23 protein-coding genes and 6 tRNA genes are annotated in these 24636 nt (G+C 52.0%); 27 read left to right on the top strand and 2 right to left on the bottom strand.

Annotation, left to right across the window (positions count from 1 at the left end; genetic code table 11):
- Positions 1–2 precede the first annotated feature (2 nt).
- From mazG to rpoS, 11 genes are all read left to right on the top strand, one after another.
- Positions 3–800, top strand: a complete 798-nt coding sequence (gene mazG / locus BZG20_RS10280) for a nucleoside triphosphate pyrophosphohydrolase (RefSeq protein WP_077578936.1) — start codon at positions 3–5, stop codon at positions 798–800.
- Between the two features lie 151 nt (positions 801–951).
- A complete protein-coding gene (locus tag BZG20_RS10275) occupies positions 952–2586 on the top strand; it encodes a CTP synthase (protein ID WP_046074095.1) in 1635 nt (544 codons plus the stop codon).
- Positions 2587–2662: 76 nt separating this feature from the next.
- Positions 2663–3961, top strand: coding sequence for a phosphopyruvate hydratase (eno, locus tag BZG20_RS10270; protein ID WP_046074096.1), 1299 nt, complete (start codon positions 2663–2665; stop codon positions 3959–3961).
- Between the two features lie 158 nt (positions 3962–4119).
- Entirely contained in the window at positions 4120–4398 is a 279-nt protein-coding gene (gene ftsB / locus BZG20_RS10265) for a cell division protein FtsB (protein WP_046074097.1), read from the top strand.
- A 42-nt stretch (positions 4399–4440) separates the two neighbouring features.
- Positions 4441–5157 carry a 2-C-methyl-D-erythritol 4-phosphate cytidylyltransferase gene (gene ispD, locus BZG20_RS10260; RefSeq protein ID WP_046074098.1) on the top strand — a complete coding sequence of 239 codons (717 nt, stop codon included), beginning with the start codon at positions 4441–4443 and terminating at the stop codon, positions 5155–5157.
- Positions 5154–5636 carry a 2-C-methyl-D-erythritol 2,4-cyclodiphosphate synthase gene (gene ispF / locus BZG20_RS10255; protein ID WP_077578935.1) on the top strand — a complete coding sequence of 161 codons (483 nt, stop codon included), beginning with the start codon at positions 5154–5156 and terminating at the stop codon, positions 5634–5636. Before ispD ends, ispF begins: the two co-directional genes overlap by 4 nt.
- On the top strand, positions 5633–6667 hold the full coding sequence (gene truD, locus BZG20_RS10250; protein WP_077578934.1) for a tRNA pseudouridine(13) synthase TruD: 1035 nt from the start codon (positions 5633–5635) through the stop codon (positions 6665–6667). The genes ispF and truD overlap by 4 nt, the downstream gene beginning before the upstream one ends.
- Complete coding sequence (gene surE / locus BZG20_RS10245; protein WP_046074101.1) at positions 6651–7388, top strand: 5'/3'-nucleotidase SurE; 738 nt, start codon at positions 6651–6653, stop codon at positions 7386–7388. The genes truD and surE overlap by 17 nt, the downstream gene beginning before the upstream one ends.
- Before the next feature lie 85 nt (positions 7389–7473).
- A complete protein-coding gene (locus BZG20_RS10240; RefSeq protein ID WP_046074102.1) occupies positions 7474–8094 on the top strand; it encodes a protein-L-isoaspartate(D-aspartate) O-methyltransferase in 621 nt (206 codons plus the stop codon).
- Positions 8095–8128: 34 nt separating this feature from the next.
- Complete coding sequence (locus BZG20_RS10235; protein ID WP_077578933.1) at positions 8129–9031, top strand: peptidoglycan DD-metalloendopeptidase family protein; 903 nt, start codon at positions 8129–8131, stop codon at positions 9029–9031.
- 101 nt (positions 9032–9132) lie between these two features.
- Positions 9133–10107 (top strand): RNA polymerase sigma factor RpoS, encoded by a 975-nt coding sequence (gene rpoS, locus BZG20_RS10230; protein WP_046074104.1) that lies wholly within the window; start codon positions 9133–9135, stop codon positions 10105–10107.
- Positions 10108–10233: 126 nt separating this feature from the next.
- Here the strand turns inward: rpoS and mutS are convergent, their stop codons facing one another.
- Positions 10234–12780, bottom strand: a complete 2547-nt coding sequence (mutS, locus tag BZG20_RS10225) for a DNA mismatch repair protein MutS (RefSeq protein WP_198531476.1) — start codon at positions 12778–12780, stop codon at positions 10234–10236.
- Between the two features lie 144 nt (positions 12781–12924).
- Between mutS and BZG20_RS10220 the strand changes: the two genes are divergently transcribed.
- From BZG20_RS10220 to BZG20_RS10170, 11 genes are all read left to right on the top strand, one after another.
- A complete protein-coding gene (locus BZG20_RS10220) occupies positions 12925–13410 on the top strand; it encodes a nicotinamide-nucleotide amidohydrolase family protein (RefSeq protein ID WP_077578961.1) in 486 nt (161 codons plus the stop codon).
- A 132-nt stretch (positions 13411–13542) separates the two neighbouring features.
- Positions 13543–14592, top strand: coding sequence for a recombinase RecA (gene recA / locus BZG20_RS10215; protein WP_046074105.1), 1050 nt, complete (start codon positions 13543–13545; stop codon positions 14590–14592).
- Complete coding sequence (locus BZG20_RS10210) at positions 14592–15059, top strand: regulatory protein RecX (protein ID WP_152794935.1); 468 nt, start codon at positions 14592–14594, stop codon at positions 15057–15059. Before recA ends, BZG20_RS10210 begins: the two co-directional genes overlap by 1 nt.
- Positions 15060–15187: 128 nt before the next feature.
- Positions 15188–17770: an alanine--tRNA ligase gene (gene alaS, locus BZG20_RS10205; protein WP_077578932.1), complete on the top strand. Its 2583-nt coding sequence runs from the start codon at positions 15188–15190 to the stop codon at positions 17768–17770.
- A gap of 442 nt (positions 17771–18212) precedes the next feature.
- The gene (gene csrA / locus BZG20_RS10200; protein ID WP_046074107.1) at positions 18213–18410 is read left to right on the top strand and encodes a carbon storage regulator CsrA; all 198 of its coding nucleotides are present in this window, start codon (positions 18213–18215) and stop codon (positions 18408–18410) included.
- Between the two features lie 199 nt (positions 18411–18609).
- Positions 18610–18702, top strand: a tRNA-Ser gene (locus BZG20_RS10195).
- Between the two features lie 24 nt (positions 18703–18726).
- Positions 18727–18803: transfer RNA gene (locus BZG20_RS10190), tRNA-Arg, on the top strand.
- Positions 18804–18811: 8 nt separating this feature from the next.
- Positions 18812–18904, top strand: a tRNA-Ser gene (locus BZG20_RS10185).
- Between the two features lie 31 nt (positions 18905–18935).
- Positions 18936–19012, top strand: a tRNA-Arg gene (locus BZG20_RS10180).
- A gap of 55 nt (positions 19013–19067) precedes the next feature.
- Positions 19068–19144, top strand: a tRNA-Arg gene (locus BZG20_RS10175).
- A 26-nt stretch (positions 19145–19170) separates the two neighbouring features.
- Positions 19171–19247, top strand: a tRNA-Arg gene (locus tag BZG20_RS10170).
- 100 nt (positions 19248–19347) lie between these two features.
- Here BZG20_RS10170 and BZG20_RS10165 read toward each other — a convergent pair.
- A complete protein-coding gene (locus BZG20_RS10165) occupies positions 19348–19548 on the bottom strand; it encodes a hypothetical protein (protein WP_077578931.1) in 201 nt (66 codons plus the stop codon).
- 210 nt (positions 19549–19758) lie between these two features.
- Here BZG20_RS10165 and BZG20_RS10160 point away from each other — a divergent pair, with 210 nt between their 5' ends.
- The 5 genes from BZG20_RS10160 (at position 19759) to BZG20_RS10140 (ending at position 24632) form a co-directional block, all read left to right on the top strand.
- Entirely contained in the window at positions 19759–20013 is a 255-nt protein-coding gene (locus BZG20_RS10160) for an OadG family transporter subunit (RefSeq protein ID WP_077578930.1), read from the top strand.
- Positions 20014–20045: 32 nt separating this feature from the next.
- A complete protein-coding gene (gene oadA, locus BZG20_RS10155) occupies positions 20046–21836 on the top strand; it encodes a sodium-extruding oxaloacetate decarboxylase subunit alpha (RefSeq protein WP_077578929.1) in 1791 nt (596 codons plus the stop codon).
- A gap of 9 nt (positions 21837–21845) precedes the next feature.
- Positions 21846–22976 carry a sodium ion-translocating decarboxylase subunit beta gene (locus BZG20_RS10150; RefSeq protein ID WP_046074111.1) on the top strand — a complete coding sequence of 377 codons (1131 nt, stop codon included), beginning with the start codon at positions 21846–21848 and terminating at the stop codon, positions 22974–22976.
- Between the two features lie 183 nt (positions 22977–23159).
- The gene (locus BZG20_RS10145; protein ID WP_077578928.1) at positions 23160–24116 is read left to right on the top strand and encodes an NADP-dependent oxidoreductase; all 957 of its coding nucleotides are present in this window, start codon (positions 23160–23162) and stop codon (positions 24114–24116) included.
- Positions 24117–24209: 93 nt separating this feature from the next.
- Positions 24210–24632: a YqaA family protein gene (locus BZG20_RS10140; protein WP_077578927.1), complete on the top strand. Its 423-nt coding sequence runs from the start codon at positions 24210–24212 to the stop codon at positions 24630–24632.
- Positions 24633–24636: the final 4 nt, after the last annotated feature.

The following is a 24636-nucleotide window of genomic DNA, read 5'->3' as shown; positions in this document are numbered from 1 at the left end:
TTATGGCTCCTATCGAGCAATTACTGACCATTATGGCGACCTTACGTGATCCCGACAAAGGTTGTGATTGGGACAACGCGCAACACTTCGCCTCCATCGTGCCTCATACGCTAGAAGAAGCCTATGAAGTGGCGGATGCCATTGAACGTGAAAACTGGTCAGACCTAAAAGATGAGCTCGGTGACCTACTTTTTCAAATTGTGTTCTACAGTCAATTGGGGCGGGAAGAAAACCATTTTGATTTTGAGGATGTGGTGCGCGGCATTTGCGACAAACTCATCCGTCGTCATCCTCATGTTTTTGGTCCCAAAGATGCGCAGGGAAAGCCTTTAATGGCACCAGATTGGGAAGGTATCAAAGCGAAAGAGCGCACCGAGAAATCGTCCTCTGTGCAACCGGAAAGTGTGCTCGATGGAGTGACACAAGGCTTACCCGCCTTAATACGAGCGTATAAATTGCAAAAGCGTTGTGCGCGTGTGGGCTTTGATTGGCCGACTGTCGCCCCTGTGATAGATAAAGTGCGGGAAGAGATTGAAGAAGTCGAGCAAGAGCTGGCGCAAACTTCTGTCAATCAGGCGCGTGTGGATGAAGAAGTCGGGGACTTGTTATTCGCGGTGGTAAATTTGGCTCGCCACCTAGGGACAGATGCCGAGCAAGCCCTACGCCGTGCCAACCAAAAATTTGAATCTCGCTTTCGTAAGGTTGAAAACCACTTACGTGATAATGAAAAAAACATTCAACAATGTCAGCTAGATGAACTAGAATCGGCATGGCAGGCCGTCAAAAAGGCGAATAAGTAAATATCCTGTAATTGGCATAATTGATTTGTGACAATTAAAAACACCAGGGTGTGTGGTAGCTTTCACATTGTGGGAGTCAATGGGGTCTGGTATCATAATGTCCCGTCCAGAACTTCATTAATTTCCTCTAAATCCAACTCTCAGGTTTAGCATGACGACGAACTACATTTTTGTTACGGGCGGTGTTGTATCCTCCCTCGGTAAGGGTATTGCTGCAGCCTCATTGGCAGCCATTCTTGAAGCGCGTGGCCTTAACGTCACCATCATGAAACTCGACCCTTATATCAACGTGGATCCAGGGACAATGAGCCCTACCCAGCACGGGGAAGTATTCGTCACGGAAGACGGCGCAGAGACCGACCTTGATCTCGGCCACTACGAGCGCTTTATCCGCACCAAAATGACCAAGCGTAATAACTTTACCTCTGGTCGTGTGTATGCGGATGTACTGCGCAAAGAGCGCCGTGGAGATTACCTGGGAGCCACCATTCAGGTGATTCCACACATCACCAATTCGATCAAAGACCGCATCATCGCCGGTGGTGAAGGTCACGATATTGCCATTGTCGAAATCGGCGGGACAGTGGGCGACATTGAGTCGCTGCCGTTTTTAGAAGCGATTCGCCAGCTGACCGTTGAAGTCGGCCGCGAACATGCCATGTTTATGCACTTGACTCTGGTCCCTTATTTGGCGGCCGCGGGTGAAGTGAAAACCAAGCCAACTCAACATTCGGTGAAAGAGCTGCTATCGATTGGTATCCAGCCTGATGTACTGGTGTGTCGTAGTGAGCGCCCGATCCCGGCTAATGAGCGCGCGAAAATTGCGCTGTTCTGTAATGTGGCAGAAAAAGCCGTGATCACCATGAAAGACGTAGACTCTATCTACAAAATCCCATCACTCATCCGCTCTCAAGGCTTGGATGATCTGGTTTGCAGCCGCTTTGGCATTGAAGCGGCGGAAGCTGACCTGTCAGAGTGGGAACAGGTCAGCTACGAAGAAGCCAACCCAATGGGCGAAGTGACCATTGGTATGGTGGGTAAATATATCGAGTTGCCGGATGCGTATAAATCTGTCAACGAAGCGTTGAAGCACGGTGGGTTGAAAAACCGTCTCACCGTCAACATCAAGTATGTAGACTCGCAAGATCTTGAAACACGTGGCACGGAAATGCTGCAAGACTTGGATGCTATCTTGGTACCAGGTGGATTTGGTGACCGAGGTGTAGAGGGCAAGATCCTAGCGGCACAATATGCGCGTGAGAACAAACTGCCCTATCTCGGCATTTGCCTAGGAATGCAGGTTGCCCTGATTGAATACGCGCGTAACGTCGCGGGTATGGAAGGCGCAAACTCGACCGAGTTTAACAAAGAGAGTAAATACCCAGTGGTGGGTCTGATCACCGAGTGGGTGGATGAAGAAGGCAAAGTGGAAGAGCGCAGTGAAACCTCTGATCTGGGCGGTACCATGCGTCTTGGCGCACAGCTTTGTCATCTTACGGAAGGGTCTAAAGCACACCAGCTTTATGGCAACACGCAGATCCACGAGCGCCATCGCCACCGTTATGAAGTGAACAACTTATTGCGTCCGCAGCTAGAAAAAGCGGGGCTTTCAATCTCAGGCTTGTCTGCAGATAAAAAGCTGGTGGAGATCATCGAGAACCCTGAGCACCCATGGTTTGTTGCGTGCCAGTTCCACCCAGAATTCACGTCGACACCACGTGATGGCCACCCACTGTTTGCCGGGTTTGTTGCGGCGGCAGGCAAAAAACAGCGCGGTGAGCTATAAACGAGATTCGAGCGGTCGCCTGAACGTAGGCAGCCGCTTTTATTTTTAAAAACAATGACAGACGAGAGGAATCACAATGTCTAAGATCGTTAAAGTTCTAGGCCGTGAAATCATCGATTCACGCGGTAACCCAACCGTTGAAGCTGAAGTACACCTAGAAGGTGGCTTCGTTGGTATGGCGGCAGCACCTTCAGGTGCATCAACGGGTTCTCGCGAAGCGCTAGAACTGCGTGATGGTGACAAGTCACGTTTCATGGGTAAAGGCGTTCTAAAAGCGATTGAAGCGGTTAACGGCCCAATCGCCGAAGCCCTACAAGGTAAAGACGCGAAAGCCCAAGCCGATATCGACCAAGTGATGATCGATCTCGACGGCACTGACAACAAATCTAAATTTGGTGCGAATGCTATCCTGGCGGTGTCTCTTGCTAACGCAAAAGCAGCCGCGGCTGCGAAAGGCATGCCTTTGTTTGAGCACATTGCTGAACTAAACGGCACGGCTGGTCAGTTCTCAATGCCTCTGCCAATGATGAACATCCTTAACGGTGGTGAGCACGCGGATAACAACGTTGATATCCAAGAGTTCATGATCCAGCCTGTTGGCGCGAAAACCCTGAAAGAAGCACTGCGCATTGGTGCGGAAGTATTCCACAACCTCGCAAAAGTACTGAAAGCCAAAGGCCTAAGCACTGCCGTGGGTGACGAAGGTGGTTTTGCACCGAACCTAGAATCAAACGCTGCTGCACTGGCTGCGATTAAAGAAGCGGTTGAGCAAGCGGGCTACGAGCTGGGTAAAGACATCACTCTTGCGATGGACTGTGCGGCGTCTGAGTTCTATGACAAAGAGCAAGGCATCTACAACATGAAAGGTGAAGGTAAAACCTTCTCTTCAGAAGAGTTTAACCATTACTTGGCAAAACTGGCTGAAGAATACCCAATCGTGTCTATCGAAGATGGCCTAGACGAGTCAGATTGGGATGGCTTTAAGCACCAAACTGAACTGCTGGGTGACAAACTTCAGCTAGTGGGTGATGACCTGTTCGTAACCAACACCAAGATCCTCAAAGAAGGTATCGACAAAGGTGTGGCGAACTCTATCCTGATCAAGTTCAACCAGATCGGTTCTCTGACCGAAACGCTGGCGGCGATCAAGATGGCGAAAGACGCAGGCTACACAGCCGTGATCTCTCACCGTTCAGGTGAAACAGAAGACGCCACCATCGCTGACTTGGCGGTTGGTACGGCTGCAGGCCAAATCAAAACCGGTTCGATGAGCCGTTCTGATCGTGTGGCTAAGTACAACCAGCTAATCCGTATTGAAGACGCGCTGGGTGAAAAAGCACCATTTAATGGTCTAAAAGAAGTGAAAGGCCAATAATCGGCACTTAAGCACTTTTTGCCAAAAAGCCGTCCCGTTTAACGGGGCGGCTTTTTTCATTTAGGAAAACCATGACACCAGCCAGCGGATCCGCTAGCCTATGCGGTTAGTCAATCAGGGTGTGAATACCCTGAGCCGATATTGGAAGGAGTACAGGTATGAGGCTGCTATCGGTTGCACTGTTTCTCACGCTCGTGTGGCTGCAGTACGAACTGTGGCTGGGTAAAAATGGCGTGACAGACTATTGGCAAATTGAAGCCAATGTCGCCGTACAGCAACAAGCCAACCAAAAACTCGTTAAGCGTAACCAGCAAATGTACGCAGAAATTGCGGATTTGAAGCGTGGGCAAGAAGCGATTGAAGAGCGCGCACGCAATGAGCTGGGCATGATAAAGCCGGACGAGACATTTTTCCGATTAGTCGATAAATCCCAGTAACTGACAGCCGTTGACTGGCGGTACAACCAAAGAAGATAACTTGTGGTCGAACAACCCCCTTTGCAGCATAACACCGCTTTACAGCCCGGAATAAGCGCCGTGGTACCTGCCGCAGGTGTCGGCAGCAGGATGCAAGCTAGCTGCCCGAAACAATACCTCCCTCTAGCCGGCAAAATGTTGATTGAGCATACCGTTGAGCGTTTACTCTCTCACCCTGCCGTGGCTGACGTGATCATCGCCATTGGTGCTGACGATAGCTACTTTGCGCACACTCGCTTGAGTGAACGTCCGAATGTGCGTGTGGTCTTGGGTGGAGCGACGCGTGCCGCGTCGGTGCAAGCTGGACTCGATGTGGTCAATACGCAATGGGTGATGGTGCATGATGCCGCACGCCCTTGTGTGTCGCATGCCGATATCGACGCCTTGATTAGACAGGCGCAATCTCACCCGGATGGCGCCTTACTCGCGGCGCCGGTTAGAGACACCATGAAGCGTGCGGACGCGCAAGGGCAGGTGGCTCACACTGTCGAGCGTGAGGCGCTTTGGCATGCATTGACCCCACAAATGTTTTTAACCCAAACGCTAATCCAGGCACTTAATGTGGCAGGCGATCAGGTGACTGACGAAGCGTCTGCCGTTGAAGCGCTTGGGGGGAAGCCTGTGCTGGTCCCTGCCAGTGCCAGCAACATAAAAGTCACCCACCCTGAGGATAAGTGGCTGGCCGAGTTTTACCTTTCACAACAAGAAGGCAAATCATGATTCGAATTGGACATGGGTTTGATGTACACAAATTTGGTGGTGATGGCCCGGTGATCATTGGTGGTGTGGCTGTGCCTTATGAACAAGGGTTGCTTGCGCACTCGGACGGTGATGTGGCACTCCATGCACTGTGTGATGCTCTGTTGGGCGCGATTGCTGCCGGTGACATTGGCCAGCATTTCCCAGACACCAGTGATGAGTGGAAAGGCGCCGACAGCCGCATGCTGCTGCGCGACGTTTACCGCAAAGTACAAGACAAAGGCTATTGCTTGGGCAATGCAGATATCACTATCATCGCGCAAGCGCCTAAAATGGGCCCACATATCGACGCAATGCGTGAAACCATCGCCAGTGATTTGTGTGTGACGGTGGATGCGGTTAACGTCAAAGCCACCACCTCAGAGCGTTTGGGGTTTACCGGACGCAAAGAAGGCATTGCCTGTGAGGCGGTGGTGCTATTAAACAAAGAGGCCGTATGACAGACTTACTCGCGCCCTTGGCTTACTTACATGACCAACCGACACAGTCAGGAACGTTAAAAGCGTCACCGGACGATTTTATTGTCTCAGAATCCCTGGGTTTCACCCCATCAGGTCAAGGTGAACACTTTTTAGTGCGGATTAAAAAGCGTGGTGAAAATACCAAATACGTCGCCAATGAGCTGGCAAAAGCCTGTGGGGTTAGCTCGCGGCAAGTGAGCTGGGCGGGCCTTAAAGATCGTCACGCCGTGACTGAGCAATGGTTCAGTGTTCATCTGCCAGGCAAAGCGGATCCGGACTTAGCAGCGTTTGTCCAAAATCATCCAGGCGTTGTGAGCATTGAAGGGACAGCCCGGCATCAGCATAAATTGCGTCCTGGCGATCTGACCGGCAATCAGTTCACGCTCTGCATTCGTGATCTGGCGTCGCCACAGGCTTTAGTGCCGCGCTTAGCCGCGATAGCCGATCAGGGCGTGCCCAATTACTTTGGTGCACAGCGCTTTGGCCGTGATGGCAATAATGTTGAGATGGCACGCGCTTGGGGACGTGGAGAGAAAAAAGTCCGTGACAAAAGCAAACGCAGTTTTTATCTCTCAGCAGCCCGGTCGCTGCTGTTTAATCAAGTCGTCTCTGCACGAATAGAGGCGGATGCCTTTACCTCTACCTTGGCGGGTGACCTGTGTCTCGACGCGCAGCAGCAAACGTACTTGGTTGAGCAGGCAGGGCAGTGTCATTCGGCGATCACCGGCCCTCTGACCGGCGATAATGCGTTGCCCACTGAGGGGCAAGCACAGCACTTTGAACAAGCGGTGGTCGATAAAGAGCCTGAGCTATTAGCCGTGATCCGTGATAATCGCATGCGCCATGACCGTCGTGTGTTGTGTTTACTGCCGCAAGAGATGACTTGGACACACGATGCTGACACCTTAACCGTGAGTTTCTTTTTACCCGCGGGCGCATTTGCCACCGCGGTGATGCGAGAGTTAGTCGTCGCGAGCCCACAAGGAGAGCACAATGCGAATATTGATTAGTAACGACGACGGTTACCATGCTCAAGGGATCCAAACCTTGACCGAAGCGTTATCGACCATCGCAGATGTGGTGGTGGCCGCGCCGGATCGTAATTGTTCAGGCGCGTCAAATTCACTCACATTGGAAAACCCCTTACGCGTGCGCGAACTTGGACCTCAGCGTTATGCGGTTCAGGGGACCCCCACAGACTCGGTGCATTTGGCGCTACGGCAATTGGTACCCTGGGAGCCTGATTTTGTGATCACTGGGATTAACCATGGTGCTAACCTCGGTGATGATGTGCTTTACTCGGGGACAGTGGCCGCGGCGACAGAGGGCTTTTTCCTGGGCGCGCCAGCTATTGCAGTCTCACTATGTGGTCACCAACACTTTGAGACAGCTGCGCATGTAGTGAAACAATTCTTAGCCAAGAACCAGCGCCATGCCGCGCCCAGTCACCGCCTCATTAATATTAATGTGCCCGATGTGCCAATCGATAGCCTAGAGGGGTGGAAAGTGACACGTCTTGGCGCCCGTCATCATGCCGAAGACGTGATAAAACAAAGCGATCCGCGGGGCAAACCGATATACTGGGTCGGTGCGCCAGGTCAAACCCAAGATGCAGGGCCGGGAACCGATTTTCACGCCATTGCGGCGCAGTACGTTTCTATTACGCCACTGCAGGTAGACTTAACCGCCCATGATACCCTAGGCGTGTTTTCACAATGGTTAAGTGAGTAGGCGGCAAGTACGTCATCGTTGGTGAGCCGCATTGAGGCGGCAACCGTTTCAATAGACTTATACTCAGTGATAAAGGAAGCAGACGTTGAGTCAAGCGCAATCACTTATTCAATTTTTGCAGCAACAAGGTGTGACTGACACCGATGTGCTAAACGCCATGCAGGCGGTGCCTCGGCATTTATTTGTCTCTGAAGCCATGACCCACCAAGCTTATGGTAACAATGCGTTACCTATTGGATGGGGACAGACTATTTCACAACCTTATATTGTGGCTAAGATGACATCATTGCTCAATTTGCGACGCGATAGTCGCATTTTGGAAATTGGCACCGGATCGGGTTATCAAACAGCGGTCCTCGCTAACTTGGTTGATCATGTTTATTCTGTCGAGCGGATCAAACCATTACAAATGCTGGCCAAACGGCGCTTAAAGCAGCTAGATATTTATAATGTGTCGACAAAACATGGAGATGGTTGGCAAGGGTGGCCGTCGAAGGGCCCTTATGATGCGATCATGGTAACAGCGGCCGCGGCCCACGTGCCCGACGCGCTGTGCGATCAGCTCAATGATGGCGGCGTGATGCTTATTCCGATTGGTGATGATGAGCAAATATTGATGCGCGTCACTCGCCAAGGCACCACTTTTCACACCGAGACGGTTGAATCGGTTAAATTTGTTCCCCTGGTGGCAGGTGAGCTGGCATAAACTGTCTCAGAGATGGAGCTGTGTTTAAAAACAGATGAAAATCGCGCTTTTTCTGTCACTGTTAGTGGTTATATCTGGTTGTTCCTGGCGAGGTCCGGCACCGGTATCCAGCGTGACACCAGACTATACCAGCGTTGATAGAGGCAGCTATCGCGGCAGTTATTACGAAGTGAAGAAAGGCGATACCCTCTACTATATCGCTTATATCACGGATCGTGATATCGACGACATCATCGAACACAACAATCTACAGCCTCCCTATACCATTTATCCCGGGCAGACACTGGCTTTGTGGAAGCCCGCCTACCAACGCCCTGACGTGGCCCAATCCACATCAGGCGCGACAAATGTGGCCTCTGCCACAACGTCAGCTGCAAGCGCGAGCGTGGCAGCAGCATCTTCTAGAAAAAGCGCCAACCCTAGCAAATTCGAGGAAAAAAAGAAGTCTAAAACCGCGACTGAACGCACAAAAGGCGTTGAATCGGGGTCATCGTCGAGGTACAGTCAAACGAAAGAAAAAAGTAAACAAGCTGTTAAAAAGCGGACCGCCAGCCCATCTAACCAACAGATAAGCTGGCAATGGCCAACCAGAGGCCGGATGGTGTCCCGATTTTCTAGCACAGAGCGAGGCAATAAGGGCATAGATATTGCTGGACAACGAGGACAGGGCATTCAGGCAGCGGCAGATGGAAAAGTCGTGTACGCCGGCAGTGCGCTTCGGGGTTACGGTAAATTAATAATAGTGAAACACAATGATGATTATCTAAGCGCCTATGCGCATAACGATAGTTTTTACGTTTCAGAAGGCCAAGCTGTCAAAAAGGGGCAGAAAATAGCTTCCATGGGCAGTTCTGGTGCAAACAGTGTTCGGTTGCATTTTGAAATTCGCTACAAAGGAAAATCGGTCAATCCGTTACATTATCTGCCAAAGCGGTAGCACAGGGTAACCAAGGTGATATCGCCGCAGCCACCAATGTGACGGGGCCGGTATAAGCAGAAATGCGTTCTGCTTAGCTGCTACGTCATAAGGGAGGCGCTATGAGCCAAACAAATACCGCAAAGAAACTGGACGGCTTGAACCAAGACGTTGAATTCGACACCGTGGAAGCTCAAGCTGACGAGGTGCTCGAAGAAGTCGAAGAGGCAGTACAGCAACAAGCGGCCACTTCAAAGGCCTCTGATGCCACCCAACTCTACCTCAGCGAAATTGGCTTTTCACCGCTGCTTACCGCTGAAGAAGAGGTGCTCTACGCACGTCGAGCGCTGCGCGGTGACGAGGTTGCTCGCAAGCGTATGATTGAGAGTAATCTTCGCTTGGTGGTGAAAATCTCACGTCGCTATTCTAACCGTGGTTTAGCGCTGCTCGATTTGGTCGAAGAAGGAAACCTCGGCCTGATCCGTGCGGTGGAGAAGTTTGACCCTGAACGCGGCTTCCGCTTTTCAACCTATGCAACCTGGTGGATTCGTCAAACCATTGAACGTGCCATCATGAACCAAACGCGTACCATTCGCCTGCCTATTCACGTGGTGAAAGAGCTGAATGTGTATCTGCGCACGGCGCGCGAGCTGGCGCAAAAGCTTGACCATGAACCGACCGCTGAAGACATCGCGGCGCAGCTTGATAAGCCAGTGGAAGACGTGAACCGGATGCTTCGTCTTAACGAGCGTATTGGCTCTGTGGATAACCCAATTGGCGGCGATTCAGAAAAAGCCTTGCTAGACATCATTCCAGATGAGAAGCAAGACGGCCCAGAGTACACCACACAAGACGATGACATGAAAAAGTCGATTGTGCAGTGGCTACAAGAGCTTAACCCTAAGCAGCGAGAAGTGTTATCACGTCGTTTCGGACTTTTGGGTCACGAAGCGTCAACGTTGGAAGATGTGGGGCGTGAGATTGGTTTGACTCGCGAGCGAGTACGTCAAATCCAGGTGGAAGGGCTACGCCGCTTGCGCGATATGCTGACGCATCAAGGTCTGAGCATTGAGTCGCTCTTTAACGTTGAGCAATAAACGCGCTGTCAATATCGCATCAGTCATAGCGCGAGACTGACAATCATAGACGCAAATGAAGGGACAGCGATGGCTGTCCCTTTTTATTGGCGGTCATGATGGCTCGCAAGATGACGGCGCGGCTGATTAGCGAGATTGCTGTAACGCCTTGAGGGCATAGAGGGCGTCTAAGGCTTGCCGCGGGGTCATATCATCAGGGTTTAACGCATCGACTGCGTTATCCAGCTCGCTGGGTTCAGGCAGTAAGGCGAGCTGAGCGGGGGCTGGATCACCGACCGTTTGTTCAGCATTAATGGTATGTTGGCCGCTTTGCTCTAGTTGTGCCAGTTTACGCTTGGCGCGCCGAATCACCGGCTTGGGAACGCCAGCGAGGCTCGCCACGGCCAGACCATAAGACTTACTGGCTGCCCCTTCCTGAACCGCGTGCATAAACGCAATGTCATCGCCATGCTCCATGGCATCAAGATGCACATTCACCAAGCCTTCCATTTGCCCTGGCAGTTCAGTGAGTTCGAAATAATGGGTGGCAAACAAGGTCATTGCTTGGATTTTCTCTGCCAACCATTCCGCGCTGGCCCACGCCAAAGATAAGCCATCGTAGGTGCTGGTACCGCGGCCAATCTCGTCCATCAACACCAAGCTGTTAGCAGTTGCATTGTGGAGAATATTGGCGGTTTCTGTCATTTCCACCATAAATGTGGAGCGGCCGGAAGCGAGATCATCAGAGGCACCAATACGAGTGAAAATGCGATCGACGGGCCCAATGGTTGCACGATCGGCGGGCACATAAGCACCAATATGACTCAGCAAGGTGATCAACGCGGTTTGGCGCATATAAGTGGATTTACCTCCCATATTAGGACCGGTAATGATCAACATTCGGCGCTCAGGACTTAAGGCGATGGGGTTGGGAATAAAAGGGTCAGTCATCACTTGTTCAACCACAGGATGGCGACCGGCCTCAATATTGATCCCCGGTTTGTCGCTAAGGGTGGGGCGGTGATAATTGAGTGTATCTGCTCGCTCGGCGAGGTTACATAGTACATCGAGCCCAGAGAGCGCTTCAGAGGCATGTTGCAGCTGGGCCAAGTGTGGCAGTAACAAATCAAACAACTCTTCCCACAAACGCTTCTCTAACGCTAACGCATTAGAGCGAGAGCTTAAGACTTTATCTTCGTGCTCTTTTAATTCTGGGATAATGTAACGCTCTGCATTTTTAAGCGTTTGCCGGCGGACATAGTGTGTCGGCACCCGATCGCTTTGCGCGCGGCTGATTTGGATATAAAAGCCATGGACTTGGTTATAACCCACCTTCAGAGTATCGATGCCATATTGCTCGCGCTCGCGGGTTTCTAGTTCTTCTAAGTAGCGTGATGCGCCTTCCGATAAGTCGCGCCATTCATCCAGTTCCGCGTTGTAACCTGGCGCAATCACACCGCCATCACGGATCACCACCGGCGGGTTCTCGACCACTGCACGGGTGAGCAAATCTTGCAGCTCTGGCATCGGTGTGGTGGCAGTGAGGTAATCGGAAAACGCACCGTGATCCAGCTCGGTGAGCAGTGTCTGTACCTCGGGCAGCTGTGCTAATGCGGTGCGCAGCCTTGCCATATCACGCGGACGGGCGGATCGCATTGCCAAGCGAGCAAGTACACGTTCAATGTCGCCGATAGGTTTGAGTGCTGCACTTAATTCCGAGTGTAGGCCACTATCAAGCAATGTCCCGATTGCATCCAAACGTTGGTTGAGTACATGGCTATCGCGTAGAGGTTGATGGAGCCAGCGCTTCAGTAAGCGACTGCCCATCGGCGTCGTCGTCCGATCCAAAACGTCAGCCAGCGTATTGTCGGTGCCGCCAGCGAGGTTTTGGGTGATCTCTAAATTACGCCGTGTGGCAGCGTCTAACACCACAGCGGTGTCTTGCTGATCTTTGATGATGGCACGAATATGGGGGAGCGCGGTGCGTTGGGTTTCTTTGGCGTATTGCAACACACAGCCAGCGGCACAGAGCCCCAGCGTACAGTCTTCCACGCCAAAACCGACTAAATCGCGCGTGCCAAATTGACCGGTCAGTTGACTGCGAGCAGTGTCGAGATCGAACTCCCAAATGGGGCGACGCCTTGCGCCGCGGCTCACCGCAAGTAAATCAGGGTAGGGAAAGTCTTCGGGGTAAAGCAGCTCTGCCGGTTGCGTGCGTTGCAGCTCAGCTTGCATTTGCTCGTAGGTGGCAGGTTCGGTCAGCACGAAGCGCCCTGATGTGATATCTAGCGTGGCAAAACCAAATTGGTCGTTATGACAGGTCAGTGCGGCGACCAAGTTATCAACCCGCTCGCTAAGCAGCGCTTCATCCGATACCGTACCGGGGGTGACGATTCGCACCACCTGGCGCTCAACCGGGCCTTTACTCGTGGCGGGATCACCTATCTGTTCACAAATCGCCACCGGCTCTCCTAGCTGCACCAGCTTGGCTAAATATCCCTCTACGGCATGAAAGGGCACACCCGCCATGGGGATCGGTTCACCGCCTGAGCTGCCGCGCTTAGTCAGCGAGATATCCAAAAGCTGAGAGGCACGTTTGGCATCGTCGTAAAAGAGTTCGTAAAAATCCCCCATGCGATAGAACAGCAGTTCTTCAGGGTGCTGCGCCTTGAGTTTGAGGTACTGTTGCATCATAGGGGTGTGCTTTTCGAGCGCTTGTACTGTCACGACTAGACCTGCAAAATGGAACATTGAAAAGGGTAGGTAGAATACGTGATCGTACGGCAAAGGGTAAAGTTGCGGTACCGGTTTCTTCACCCTAAACAAAAGGAGTGAATGGTGGAACAGTTATTCTCGCTAGCAAAGCAACTCGGCGACGCCTTATTGGATGCGGGCTTAACGGTGACCACCGCAGAGTCTTGCACCGGTGGCGGTATTGCTTACTGCTTGACGGACGTGCCGGGTAGCTCGCAGTGGTTTCAGCAAGCTTGGGTCACCTATAGCAACCAGGCTAAGCATCAACAGGTGCATGTGCCAGACGATTTATTGACCCAATACGGCGCGGTCAGTGAGCCTGTGGTAACGGCCATGGCAGAGGGCGCACTCAATGAGGCTGCCGCTGACTTGGCGATTGCCGTTAGCGGTGTCGCTGGTCCGAGTGGAGGCAGTGCGGATAAACCTGTTGGCACCGTGTGGTTCGCATGGGCTTGGCATGGCGGCGAAACCGACACTGAAGTGTGTCATTTTGAGGGTGATAGGCGCGCGGTCCGTGAACAAACGGTCGTGCACGCGTTGTCACATGCTCTCACGCGCTTGTCTCCGTAACTGGAGGCGTGTCGCATCACAAAGATTTTTTCTATACAGGGCTAGACACTGTATAAATGGACAGTATACTTAGCCCCAATTACTGATAGCTTTCATCGCATAGCGATAGCGTTTTATTTCCTGGAGACTGAAATGGACGATAACAAAGAAAAGGCGCTCGCAGCCGCACTCGGACAAATCGAAAAGCAATTTGGCAAAGGCTCAATCATGCGTCTGGGTGATGACCGCACTATGGACATCGAAACCGTATCGACCGGCTCTTTGTCTCTCGATATCGCCCTAGGTGCAGGTGGCCTGCCTTTTGGTCGTATTATCGAAATCTATGGCCCAGAGTCATCAGGTAAAACGACGCTGACGCTAGAAGCGATTGCCGAAGCACAAAAAATGGGTAAGACCTGTGCCTTTATCGACGCTGAGCATGCCCTTGACCCTATTTATGCGCGCAAGCTGGGTGTGGATATCGATAACCTTTTGGTCTCTCAGCCAGATACCGGTGAGCAAGCGTTGGAAATCGCTGATGCACTGACACGCTCGGGCGCTGTCGATATGATCGTCATTGACTCGGTAGCGGCATTGACACCTAAAGCTGAGATTGAAGGCGAGATGGGCGACTCACACATGGGTCTGCAAGCGCGTATGTTGTCACAAGCGATGCGTAAGCTCACAGCCAACATCAAAAACAGCAATACCATGATGGTATTCATCAACCAAATTCGCATGAAAATTGGTGTGATGTTTGGTAACCCAGAAACCACGACTGGGGGTAACGCGTTAAAATTCTACGCCTCGGTTCGCTTGGATATTCGCCGCATTGGTGCGATTAAAGAAGGTGACGAAGTGGTGGGGAACGAAACCCGCGTCAAAGTAGTAAAAAACAAAGTCGCTGCACCCTTCAAACAAGCTGAGTTCCAAATCCTTTACGGCCAAGGCATTAACTTGCAAGGTGAATTAGTGGACTTGGGCGTAAAACACAAGCTGGTAGAAAAAGCCGGTGCTTGGTATAGCTACAAAGGCGATAAAATTGGCCAGGGCAAAGCAAACGCATGTAAATACCTAAAAGAAAACCCGCACGTCGCTGAAGAAATCGACACCACCTTGCGTGAGATGCTACTGCAAACCGCGCTAAATAACGAAGCGGTCGACGCGAACGCAGAAGCAGAAACCGAGGACGACCAACTGTAATGGCCGCGTCGTGCCAAGAGGTCGCGGTGGGTTTATTGGCCCGCCGTGACCACTCTGTTCACGAACTGCAGCAAAAACTGTCGCAACGCGGCTTTGACCAAGACACCATCGACATCACGCTGGAGCAGTGTCTGGCGCGTGGGTGGTTGGATGATGCCCGCTTTGCGGCCAGCTTGTTGCGCCAAGGTGTGAGTAAACACCATGGCTGGTTACGTATTTGCCAAGACGCCAAGCGAAAAGGTATCGACACTGAGTTGTTATCACGCGCCGAACAGGAGCAGGAGGTTGACTGGTATGCGCTAGCCAGAGAGACCGCAGAGCGTAAATATGCCGATCTCGATGGTCGCCTTCCGCCTGCCGAGCAAAAGGAAAAAGCCAAACGCATGCGCTTTTTACAGTCACGTGGCTTTAACTTTGATCAAATCCAATACGCACTCAGTCACGACGATCCGGACACGCATTTCTAAACCAATCCCACTCTGTCTCTTTTCCGCACGCGATCGGTTGTTTACAATGGCGTAAATAAAACCATGCTTCCATCGCGTCACGACCATATCTGGTTGCTAACGCAATATTCGATTATCAGGATTAGCCAATGTATATGAGCACTGATGAGATCCGTACAGCGTTTCTCAAGTTCTTTGAAAGCAAAGGGCACCAGATTGTGCCTAGCTCGTCGCTCGTGCCTGCCGATGACCCAACGCTTTTGTTTACCAACGCAGGAATGAACCAGTTTAAAGACACCTTTTTAGGGGTTGAAAAGCGTGACTACACGCGTGCAACGTCAGCACAGCGTTGTGTGCGGGCGGGCGGCAAACACAACGACCTTGAAAACGTCGGTTTTACCGCGCGCCACCATACTTTCTTTGAAATGCTCGGCAATTTCAGCTTCGGTGATTACTTCAAGCAAGATGCGATTCAGTACGCGTGGACGTTTTTGACTGAAACGATTGGCTTGCCAAAAGAAAAGCTGCTGGTGACTGTTTACAAAACCGATGACGAAGCGTTCGATATTTGGCACCAGCAAATTGGCGTGCCTGCGGATCGCATTGTGCGTATTGGTGATAAGGAAGGCGGTAAGCCTTACGAGTCAGACAACTTTTGGCAAATGGGCGATACTGGGCCATGCGGACCATGCAGTGAGATCTTTTATGATCACGGTGAGCATATCTGGGGCGGTCCTCCAGGCACGCCAGAAGAAGACGGAGATCGCTTCATTGAGATCTGGAATATCGTCTTTATGCAATTCAATCGTCAAGCTGACGGTACGATGGAGAACTTACCTAAGCCATCAGTGGATACCGGCATGGGGATTGAGCGGATTGCGGCCATCAAGCAGGGCGTCCATTCCAACTATGAAATTGATGTTTTCCAGCAATTAATTAAGCAAGTCGCGGAGATCATCGGGGTTGAAGATCTGACTAACCAGTCTTTGCGCGTGGTGGCAGACCATATCCGCTCTTGTGCGTATTTGATTGTTGATGGTGTGATGCCATCGAACGAAGGGCGGGGCTATGTGTTGCGCCGTATTATTCGCCGCGCGGTTCGTCATGGTAACAAGCTCGGCAGCAAAGACGCGTTTTTCTACAAGTTGGTTGGTCCTCTCGCCACCATCATGGGGACGGCAGGTGAAGACTTGCGTGCGCAGCAAACCATGGTGGAAAAAGTCCTTAAGATTGAAGAAGACAACTTTGGCCGCACGCTTGAGCGTGGCATGTTGATGTTGGAAGAGGCTTTGGACAAGGTTAAGGGTGACGAGTTGGATGGCGAAACTGTCTTCAAACTCTATGACACTTACGGCTTCCCAGCAGACTTAACTAACGATGTTGCGCGTGAGCGCGGTTATCGTATTGATGAAGCCGGCTTTGAAGCGGCGATGGCAGCCCAGCGTCAGCGCGCGCGGGAAGCCGGGCAGTTTGGCACTGACTACAACCAAGCGATAAAAGTGGAGCATGGCTCGGATTTTTGTGGTTACACAGGGACAGAAGGCAGCGGTCAGATCACTGAGATTTTTGTCGACGGAGACACCGTTGATAGCCTGGTATCAGGCGATAAAGCGGTCGTGATCCTTGACCACACCCCTTTCTACGCCGAGGCTGGTGGCCAGTGTGGTGATACAGGGGTGATAGAAACAGACCAAGGGCGATTTACCGTGACGGATACCCAAAAAGCGGGGCAAGCCATTGCGCATTACGGTAGCTTGTCGGAAGGGCAACTGAGTGTCGGGACACAAGCAACCGCTCGCGTCGATGCAGAGCGCCGTCACGCGGTAGCGATGAATCACTCCGCCACCCACTTATTGCACGCCGCGCTGCGTGAGGTACTGGGGGAGCACATTGCGCAGAAAGGCTCGCTCGTCCGGCCTGATGGTTTGCGTTTTGACTTCTCACACCTTGAACCTGTCACCGCTGACGAACTCAAAGCGGTTGAGCGGATCGTGAATCAGCAAATCCGTGAAAATAGCCCCGTGCAGACTGAGGTGATGGATATCGAAGCTGCCAAGCAAAAAGGGGCGATGGCACTGTTTGGTGAGAAGTACGATGACCAAGTGCGCGTACTGAGCATGGGCGACTTCTCTATCGAGCTGTGTGGCGGGACACACGCAACGCGTACAGGTGACATTGGGATGTTTAAAATCGTCTCGGAAGCGGGTATCGCGGCCGGTGTGCGTCGTATTGAAGCCATTACCGGGCAAGCGGCCATTGATAGCGTTTATCAGCAACAGGCGGACTATGAAGCCAAGCTTGCCGATGCCCAGAGCAAAGCGAAAGCGTTAGAAAAACAAATTCAGCAGCTTAAGCAGAAACTAGCCGCACAAGAAAGTGCTGGGCTGATCAATCAAGTCCGTGAGCTAAACGGGGTAAAAGTGTTGATTAGCCAACTTGATGGCGCGGATAACAAAGCGCTACGTAGTATGGTTGATGATCTGAAAAACCAAATGGGTAGCGGTATCGTGCTGCTCGGCAATGTGGCCAATGACAAAGTCGGCCTGATTGCGGGTGTCACCAAGGATTTGACCGGCACGGTAAAAGCGGGTGAACTGGTCAACCTTGTCGCGCAACAAGTGGGTGGCAAAGGCGGTGGTCGTCCTGATATGGCGCAAGCGGGGGGCAGTGATGTGAGTGCACTGCCTAGCGCGCTAGCCTCAGCAGAGACATGGCTCACTGAGCAGTTGTAATACACTTTTGTTTTTATTGAAAAGTCAAGAGGGTCGCGTATTGCGACCCTTTTTTGTGATCTAGATTAATAATTGCACTTTTTTTCTGATTCTGTATAGTGCAACGCCTTAAGCGCTGTGTCAGCGGTAAGACGTGATATTGGTTAGATTTTGTCGCCACGCTGGCCAATGCAGTACAGATTTCTCTTACACTGTTATCTCAGGTCAATCGCCTCCACGGCTAACGGCATGATGATAAAACAGTAAATTTCTCTGCCCTTTTCTGGATATGGTGTGATAATTCGGCCATAGTGTGGAATACGGACGCGAGTAAGCGCCCGTATTGGCATCATGAGCAGGGAAAGAATCCAACGATCACAGGTAACGGGCCGATACGCTGGCGGGTTATCTGGCTCAGACACTAATTGAATAAGTAAAAGATTGATACTCAAGGAGTAGAAGCATGCTGATTTTAACTCGCCGTGTGGGCGAAACCTTGATGATTGGTGATGAAGTCACTGTCACTGTATTGGGTGTAAAAGGTAACCAAGTCCGTATTGGTGTGAATGCACCGAAAGATGTTTCGGTTCATCGTGAAGAGATCTACATGCGTATTCAGGCCGAAAAAGGCGCGCCTTCAGGTGGTCAGAGCGACTACTAACAAGGCAAGAAGAGGTCGACCACAGGTCGGCCTTTTTTATCGCCGCTTTTCCCATAAAATCAGAATGAAACGGCGATAAATCCAACAATAAAATCGGGCTGTGGGTGATAATTGTCCATTTGTTGGTGGCAAGACGATTTTTGCCAGAAAAGTGTTTGACATATATGTGGCTCAAAGTAATATGTGCACCCGCAGCGACGGTGAGGTGGCCGAGTGGCTGAAGGCGCTCCCCTGCTAAGGGAGTATACGGTTTGTAGCCGTATCGAGGGTTCGAATCCCTCCCTCACCGCCATGTTGTTGCAAGCAAGATAGATGCGCGTCCGTAGCTCAGCTGGATAGAGTACCTGGCTACGAACCAGGCGGTCGGAGGTTCGAATCCTCCCGGACGCGCCACTACTTGCGGTGAGGTGGCCGAGTGGCTGAAGGCGCTCCCCTGCTAAGGGAGTATACGGTTTGTAGCCGTATCGAGGGTTCGAATCCCTCCCTCACCGCCATGATTTACAAGCCTGCCTTGTAGTAAGATGTGCGTCCGTAGCTCAGCTGGATAGAGTACCTGGCTACGAACCAGGCGGTCGGAGGTTCGAATCCTCCCGGACGCGCCATCTCTTCACGGAAGACCCGCAAGATTGTTCATGATGAACGTAAGATTGACGACACGCGCTCGTAGCTCAGCTGGATAGAGTACCTGGCTACGAACCAGGCGGTCGGAGGTTCGAATCCTCCCGAGCGCGCCATCTTCAATCTTAGCCAATCCGTCAGCGCGTCCGTAGCTCAGCTGGATAGAGTACCTGGCTACGAACCAGGCGGTCGGAGGTTCGAATCCTCCCGGACGCGCCATTTTGGCTCCCCTTCGCACATCGCCTCGCGGCATGACTTGTCGCCAATCGGGCAAAACCGACCGTTTTCGCGTCTTCATCCTCGTTTCTGTGACGTCCTCTTATTTAAACACGTTTACCTTCTTGCTGTTTATCATCCCGGAATGTTTGTCGTGCCCGGCTTTCAACGATCTTGGTCGCTTTCGGAAAAACGCTTTTTCCATAAGTGCCACAGTCGTGAAGCTGGCATTGCTTTTCTTTACAGTCGCGCGCTGTCGCTCGCCGTTGTTATTCGCCTGCTGACCGTGAGTTTGCATAAACATCCCGTTGATCCGTCTTTTTTAATCAGTGAGTGAAAATGCCCATTAACGGACGTTATGAGGTAACAAAAACGCAATAGTCAGATTGTCATTTATGCGAATTGTTAGTATTTTGAACGCCGATGATGAATTTGCCACCAAGATAAATGGATAATAACGGGGGCAATCACTGCTTTGATGTAAGCAAGAGTGAGTGTGACAAGGAAGAAAATCATGGATTTAGGCCCGCTTTTAGAACAGGCAATGATGCTGATGTTAACTGGCATGGTTGTTGTGTTTGTATTTCTCTCGATATTAATTTTTTTGGTCCGCCAACTGGAACGTTTTGGCGACCCTCTCCCACCTGCCGCGGCGAACGCGGCCGCTCAGCCCAAAGCCCAAGCTGCACCTGACGCATCACAGCCGTCATCGGATGTGATTGCCGCGATCACTGTGGCTGTTCAGCAGTACCGCCAACGTCACCGTTGAGTGGTCAGGCACATATAAAAAAGGAGTTTGTTATGTCTACGCCGTTAGCTATTACCGATGTGGTATTACGCGATGCCCATCAGTCGTTGTTTGCCACACGTCTGCGTTTGGACGATATGTTGCCAATTGCTGCCGAGCTGGATCAAATTGGTTTTTGGTCATTGGAAACCTGGGGTGGGGCGACCTTTGATGCTTGTATTCGCTATCTGGGGGAAGATCCTTGGGTACGCTTGCGAGAGCTCAAAAAAGCGATGCCAAATACCCCGATGCAGATGCTGCTACGTGGTCAGAACCTGTTAGGTTATCGCCACTACGCTGATGATGTGGTGCACAAATTTGTCGAGCGCGCACATGCAAATGGCATGGATGTGTTCCGAATTTTTGATGCCATGAATGATGTCCGTAACTTCCAAGCAGCAGTGGGGGCGGCGGTGGATGTCGGTGCGCATGCGCAAGGCACGATCTCCTACACCACCAGTCCAGTGCACACCATGGACACTTGGACAGATTTGGCCAAACAGTTGGAAGATCTTGGCTGCCACTCGTTATGTATTAAAGACATGTCTGGTTTATTAAAACCTTATGAAGCGCACGAGCTTGTAAGCCGCATCAAAGCAGCCTGTGATATCCCCTTATCCTTGCACTGTCACGCGACGACGGGGCTATCGACGGCCACGGCCGTCAAGGCGGTTGAAGCAGGCTTGGATGTACTCGATACTGCCATTTCTTCCATGAGCCAGACATACGGACACACGCCGACGGAAACTGTGGTGGCGATGCTCGAAGGCACTGAGCGTGACACGCAGCTTGATCTGAACAAGCTAGAGTCGATTGCGGCTTATTTCCGTACTGTGCGCAAAAAGTACGCGCAATTTGAAGGGCAGCTCAAAGGGGTCGACTCACGTATTTTGATAGCACAAGTGCCCGGTGGCATGCTGACCAATATGGAGAGCCAGCTCAAAGAGCAGGGGGCGGCCGACAAAATGGACGAGGTGTTAGAGGAAATTCCTCGGGTTCGTGAAGATTTAGGCTATATCCCCTTAGTCACCCCGACCTCGCAAATTGTCGGCTCTCAGTCGGTCATTAACGTGCTAACCGGTGAGCGCTACAAGAGCATTACCAAAGAAACGGCGGCCCTTTTGAAAGGGGAGTATGGGAAAGCCCCCGCGCCGGTTAATGCCACCCTCCAGGCTCGCGTGTTAGACGGCGAAGAGGCGATCACTTGTCGTCCTGCCGATAAACTGGCACCGGAAATGGATGCCCTGACCCAAACACTGACCGACAAAGCCGCGGCCGAGAATGTCACCTTGGCGGAGCAGACCATTGATGATGTGCTGACTTACGCCCTGTTCCCGCAGGTGGGATGGAAGTTCTTACAAAACCGAGGTAACCCTGAAGCATTTGAACCGGCACCAACCGGGGAGCCAGCCTATGCGCCCGCCGCTCCTCAGCCATCAGGCAGTGGCGACGTGGAAACCTATAGTGTGCGTGTTAACGGCCAGGTCTATCAGGTAGATGTAGGGCCAGATGGGGCGCTGGGTGACATTCAGCCAGTGAGTCAGGTGTCAGCGTCGGCGAGTGCGCCAGCCCCTCAAGCTGCACCTAGCAACCTTGAGCCGGTAACGGCACCTTTGGCAGGCAACATCTTTAAAGTGATGGTGACCCCTGGTGAGCACGTGCAGGAAGGTGATGTCCTAATCATTTTGGAAGCGATGAAGATGGAAACCGAGGTGCGGGCAGCCCATGCGGGCACGGTCCAAGATGTACAAGTGAAAGAAGGCGATGCCGTGACCGTTGGCATGCCGTTATTGCACTTAGGATAAGAGGGCAGCATGGAAGGATTAATGATCCTGTGGTCGGAAACTGGACTGGCAAACTTCCAGTGGCCACAGCTTGTAATGATTGCCGTGGGCTGCCTATTACTCTTTTTAGCGATTCGGCGCGGCTTTGAGCCCTTGCTTTTGTTACCTATCGGTTTTGGGGCGATATTGGCGAATATTCCCAATGCGGGCTTTAACGAGCCGGGCGGCCTGCTTTACTACGTCTATCATGTCGGGATTGATACTGGCGTGTTCCCCCTCCTGATCTTTATGGGGGTGGGGGCGATGACCGATTTTGGCGCGCTGATTGCTAACCCGCGCACCTTGTTGCTAGGTGCGGCGGCACAGTTTGGTATTTTTGCCACTTTGTTTGGTGCCATTTTACTTAACTTGGTGCCAGGCATGGCGTTTAGCCTGCAAGATGCGGCCTCCATCGCGATCATTGGTGGTGCGGATGGGCCGACGGCTATCTTCCTCGCCAGTCGATTATCGCCGGACTTGCTCGGGGCCATTGCCGTGGCGGCGTACAGCTATATGGCATTGGTACCGATTATTCAGCCCCCGATCATGAAGTTGTTCACCTCTGCAAGTGAACGCAAGATTGAGATGAAGCAACTTCGTCATGTGTCGAAAACCGAGAAAGTGCTGTTTCCGTTGGCGGTACTGATGATGACCATCTTATTTTTGCCCTCGGCAACGCCGCTGGTTGGTATGTTCTGCCTCGGTAACTTGATGCGAGAGTGTGGCGTGGTGGATCGCTTATCGGGCACTGCCCAGAATGAGCTGATCAACATTGTTACCATTTTTCTCGGTCTGGCTGTGGGCTCCAAATTGGAAGCCGACAAGTTCCTCCAGTTTGAAACCCTTGGCATCTTGGTATTGGGCGCAGTCGCGTTCAGCATCGGGACGGGAACAGGCGTACTGATGGCTAAACTCCTTAATCGCTTTAGCCGCGACCCTATCAATCCATTGATTGGTGCGGCTGGGGTGTCGGCGGTTCCCATGGCGGCCCGTGTGGTTAACAAGGTCGGATTGGATGCTAACCCGCATAACTTCTTACTAATGCATGCGATGGGGCCAAATGTGGCTGGTGTCCTGGGGTCTGCGGTGGCGGCCGGTATTTTGTTGGCGCTGGTTGGCTAACCGTCAGTGATTTGACACCGAGCAGATAAAAAGAAAATAGCGGTAGGCATTGAGTCTGCCGCTTTTTTTGTTAAGACTAGAGGTTTACGCTTTGCAATGGCTCTGTGCTTAATCTCTTCGTTAAGGCAAATACCATTACTGTATACGCCAGCATAAGCACAATGGCATGCGAAAGGAGTCAATATGTCGAACAATCTCTCTCTTGCAATCACTGAATTTGGCGCACCAGAGGTACTTACCCCGGTCAACCGTTCGATTCCTTCTCCCTCTGAAGAACAGGTGCTGATTCAAGTGAAGGCTGCAGGCGTTAACCCCATTGATGCGAAAACGCGTGCCGGACTCGGCTGGGCCGCTGAGCATAATCGCGATCATTTGCCTTGGGTGCCTGGCTATGATGTTGCAGGTGTTGTGGTGGCGAATGGCACCAATGAAAGCAAGTTTGATGTTGGGGATCGTGTCGCTGGGATGATTGGCTTTCCGACCGAAGGCGGGGGATACAGCCAATATGTGGTCGCTGATGCCGGATTATTATCAACAGTACCGCCAAGTGTGCCAATGGTAGATGCCGCCGCAGTACCATTGGCTGGGCTGACGGCTTGGCAAGCGCTTGAGCATGGTAAACTGGTGCGTGATGAAAAAGTATTGATTTTAGCGGGCGCCGGCGGCGTCGGGCACCTTGCGGTCCAGTTGGCCGTGCGTCTCGGGGCGCAGGTTTATGCCACTGCCTCTGAAAACAATCATGCCTTTCTACGTCAACTGGACGCGACCCCGATCGATTACCATCAAGCGCATTGGGCCACCGGCAATGGTGAATTTGATCTGGTGATTGATTTGGTGGGAGGGGACACCGCCATTGATGCATTAGCAAGCCTAAAAACAGGTGGGCGTATCGTCACAGTCCCCACCAATACGCGCGATACCATTACCTCCGCCGCTGCCGAGCGAGGGCTGAAGGCGACAGGTATGTTGGTTGATCCAAATACTTGGCAGACCCAGCGCTTGCTCGATATGCTGGACCAAGGTGAACTTAAGATCGATATCGCTGCGGTCTACCCGCTTGAGCAGGGCGCGCAGGCACATTGCGCACTCGAGGCAGGCCATACTCGCGGTAAACGTGTGTTGGAAATGCCTTCGTCTTAACCTCAGGGCTTCGTCTTCCGGCTCTCGTCGGGTTGATGAGGCCGTGGCGTCGTAGAGAGTTCGCGCTGAACCAATGATAATACATGGGGTCGAATGGACGATTGGGTGCTGCTGGCAACGCTGTTTGCCACCAGCTTTTTAGGTGCGACCTTATTGCCAGGTGGCTCTGAGGCCAACTTGGTGTATTTATTAACTCAGCACTCATTCGCGGATGGGATCGTTGTGGCGATTGCCACGGTAGGCAACACACTCGGTGGCATGACCAATTACGCCATCGGGCGTTGGCTGCCTGATTATCAACCGCATCAATCATGGCACCGCCGAGCGCTCGCTGGGCTGCAACGCTATGGTTATGCTGCCTTGCTATTAAGCTGGGTACCGATTATTGGTGATCCGCTTTGCGTGGTTGCCGGTTGGCTGCGCCTTCGACAATCTTGGTGCTGGCTGATTATCTTTGTTGCAAAAGCATCGCGCTACCTAGTGATTGTCATCTCAATCCGTTGGGTAGCGGGTTAGGAAC

Source organism: Salinivibrio sp. IB868, assembly GCF_001995655.1.
Taxonomy (GTDB): domain Bacteria; phylum Pseudomonadota; class Gammaproteobacteria; order Enterobacterales; family Vibrionaceae; genus Salinivibrio; species Salinivibrio siamensis.
The sequence above is the reverse complement of the archived record's forward strand: the minus strand, read 5'-3'. Positions and strand labels throughout refer to the sequence as shown.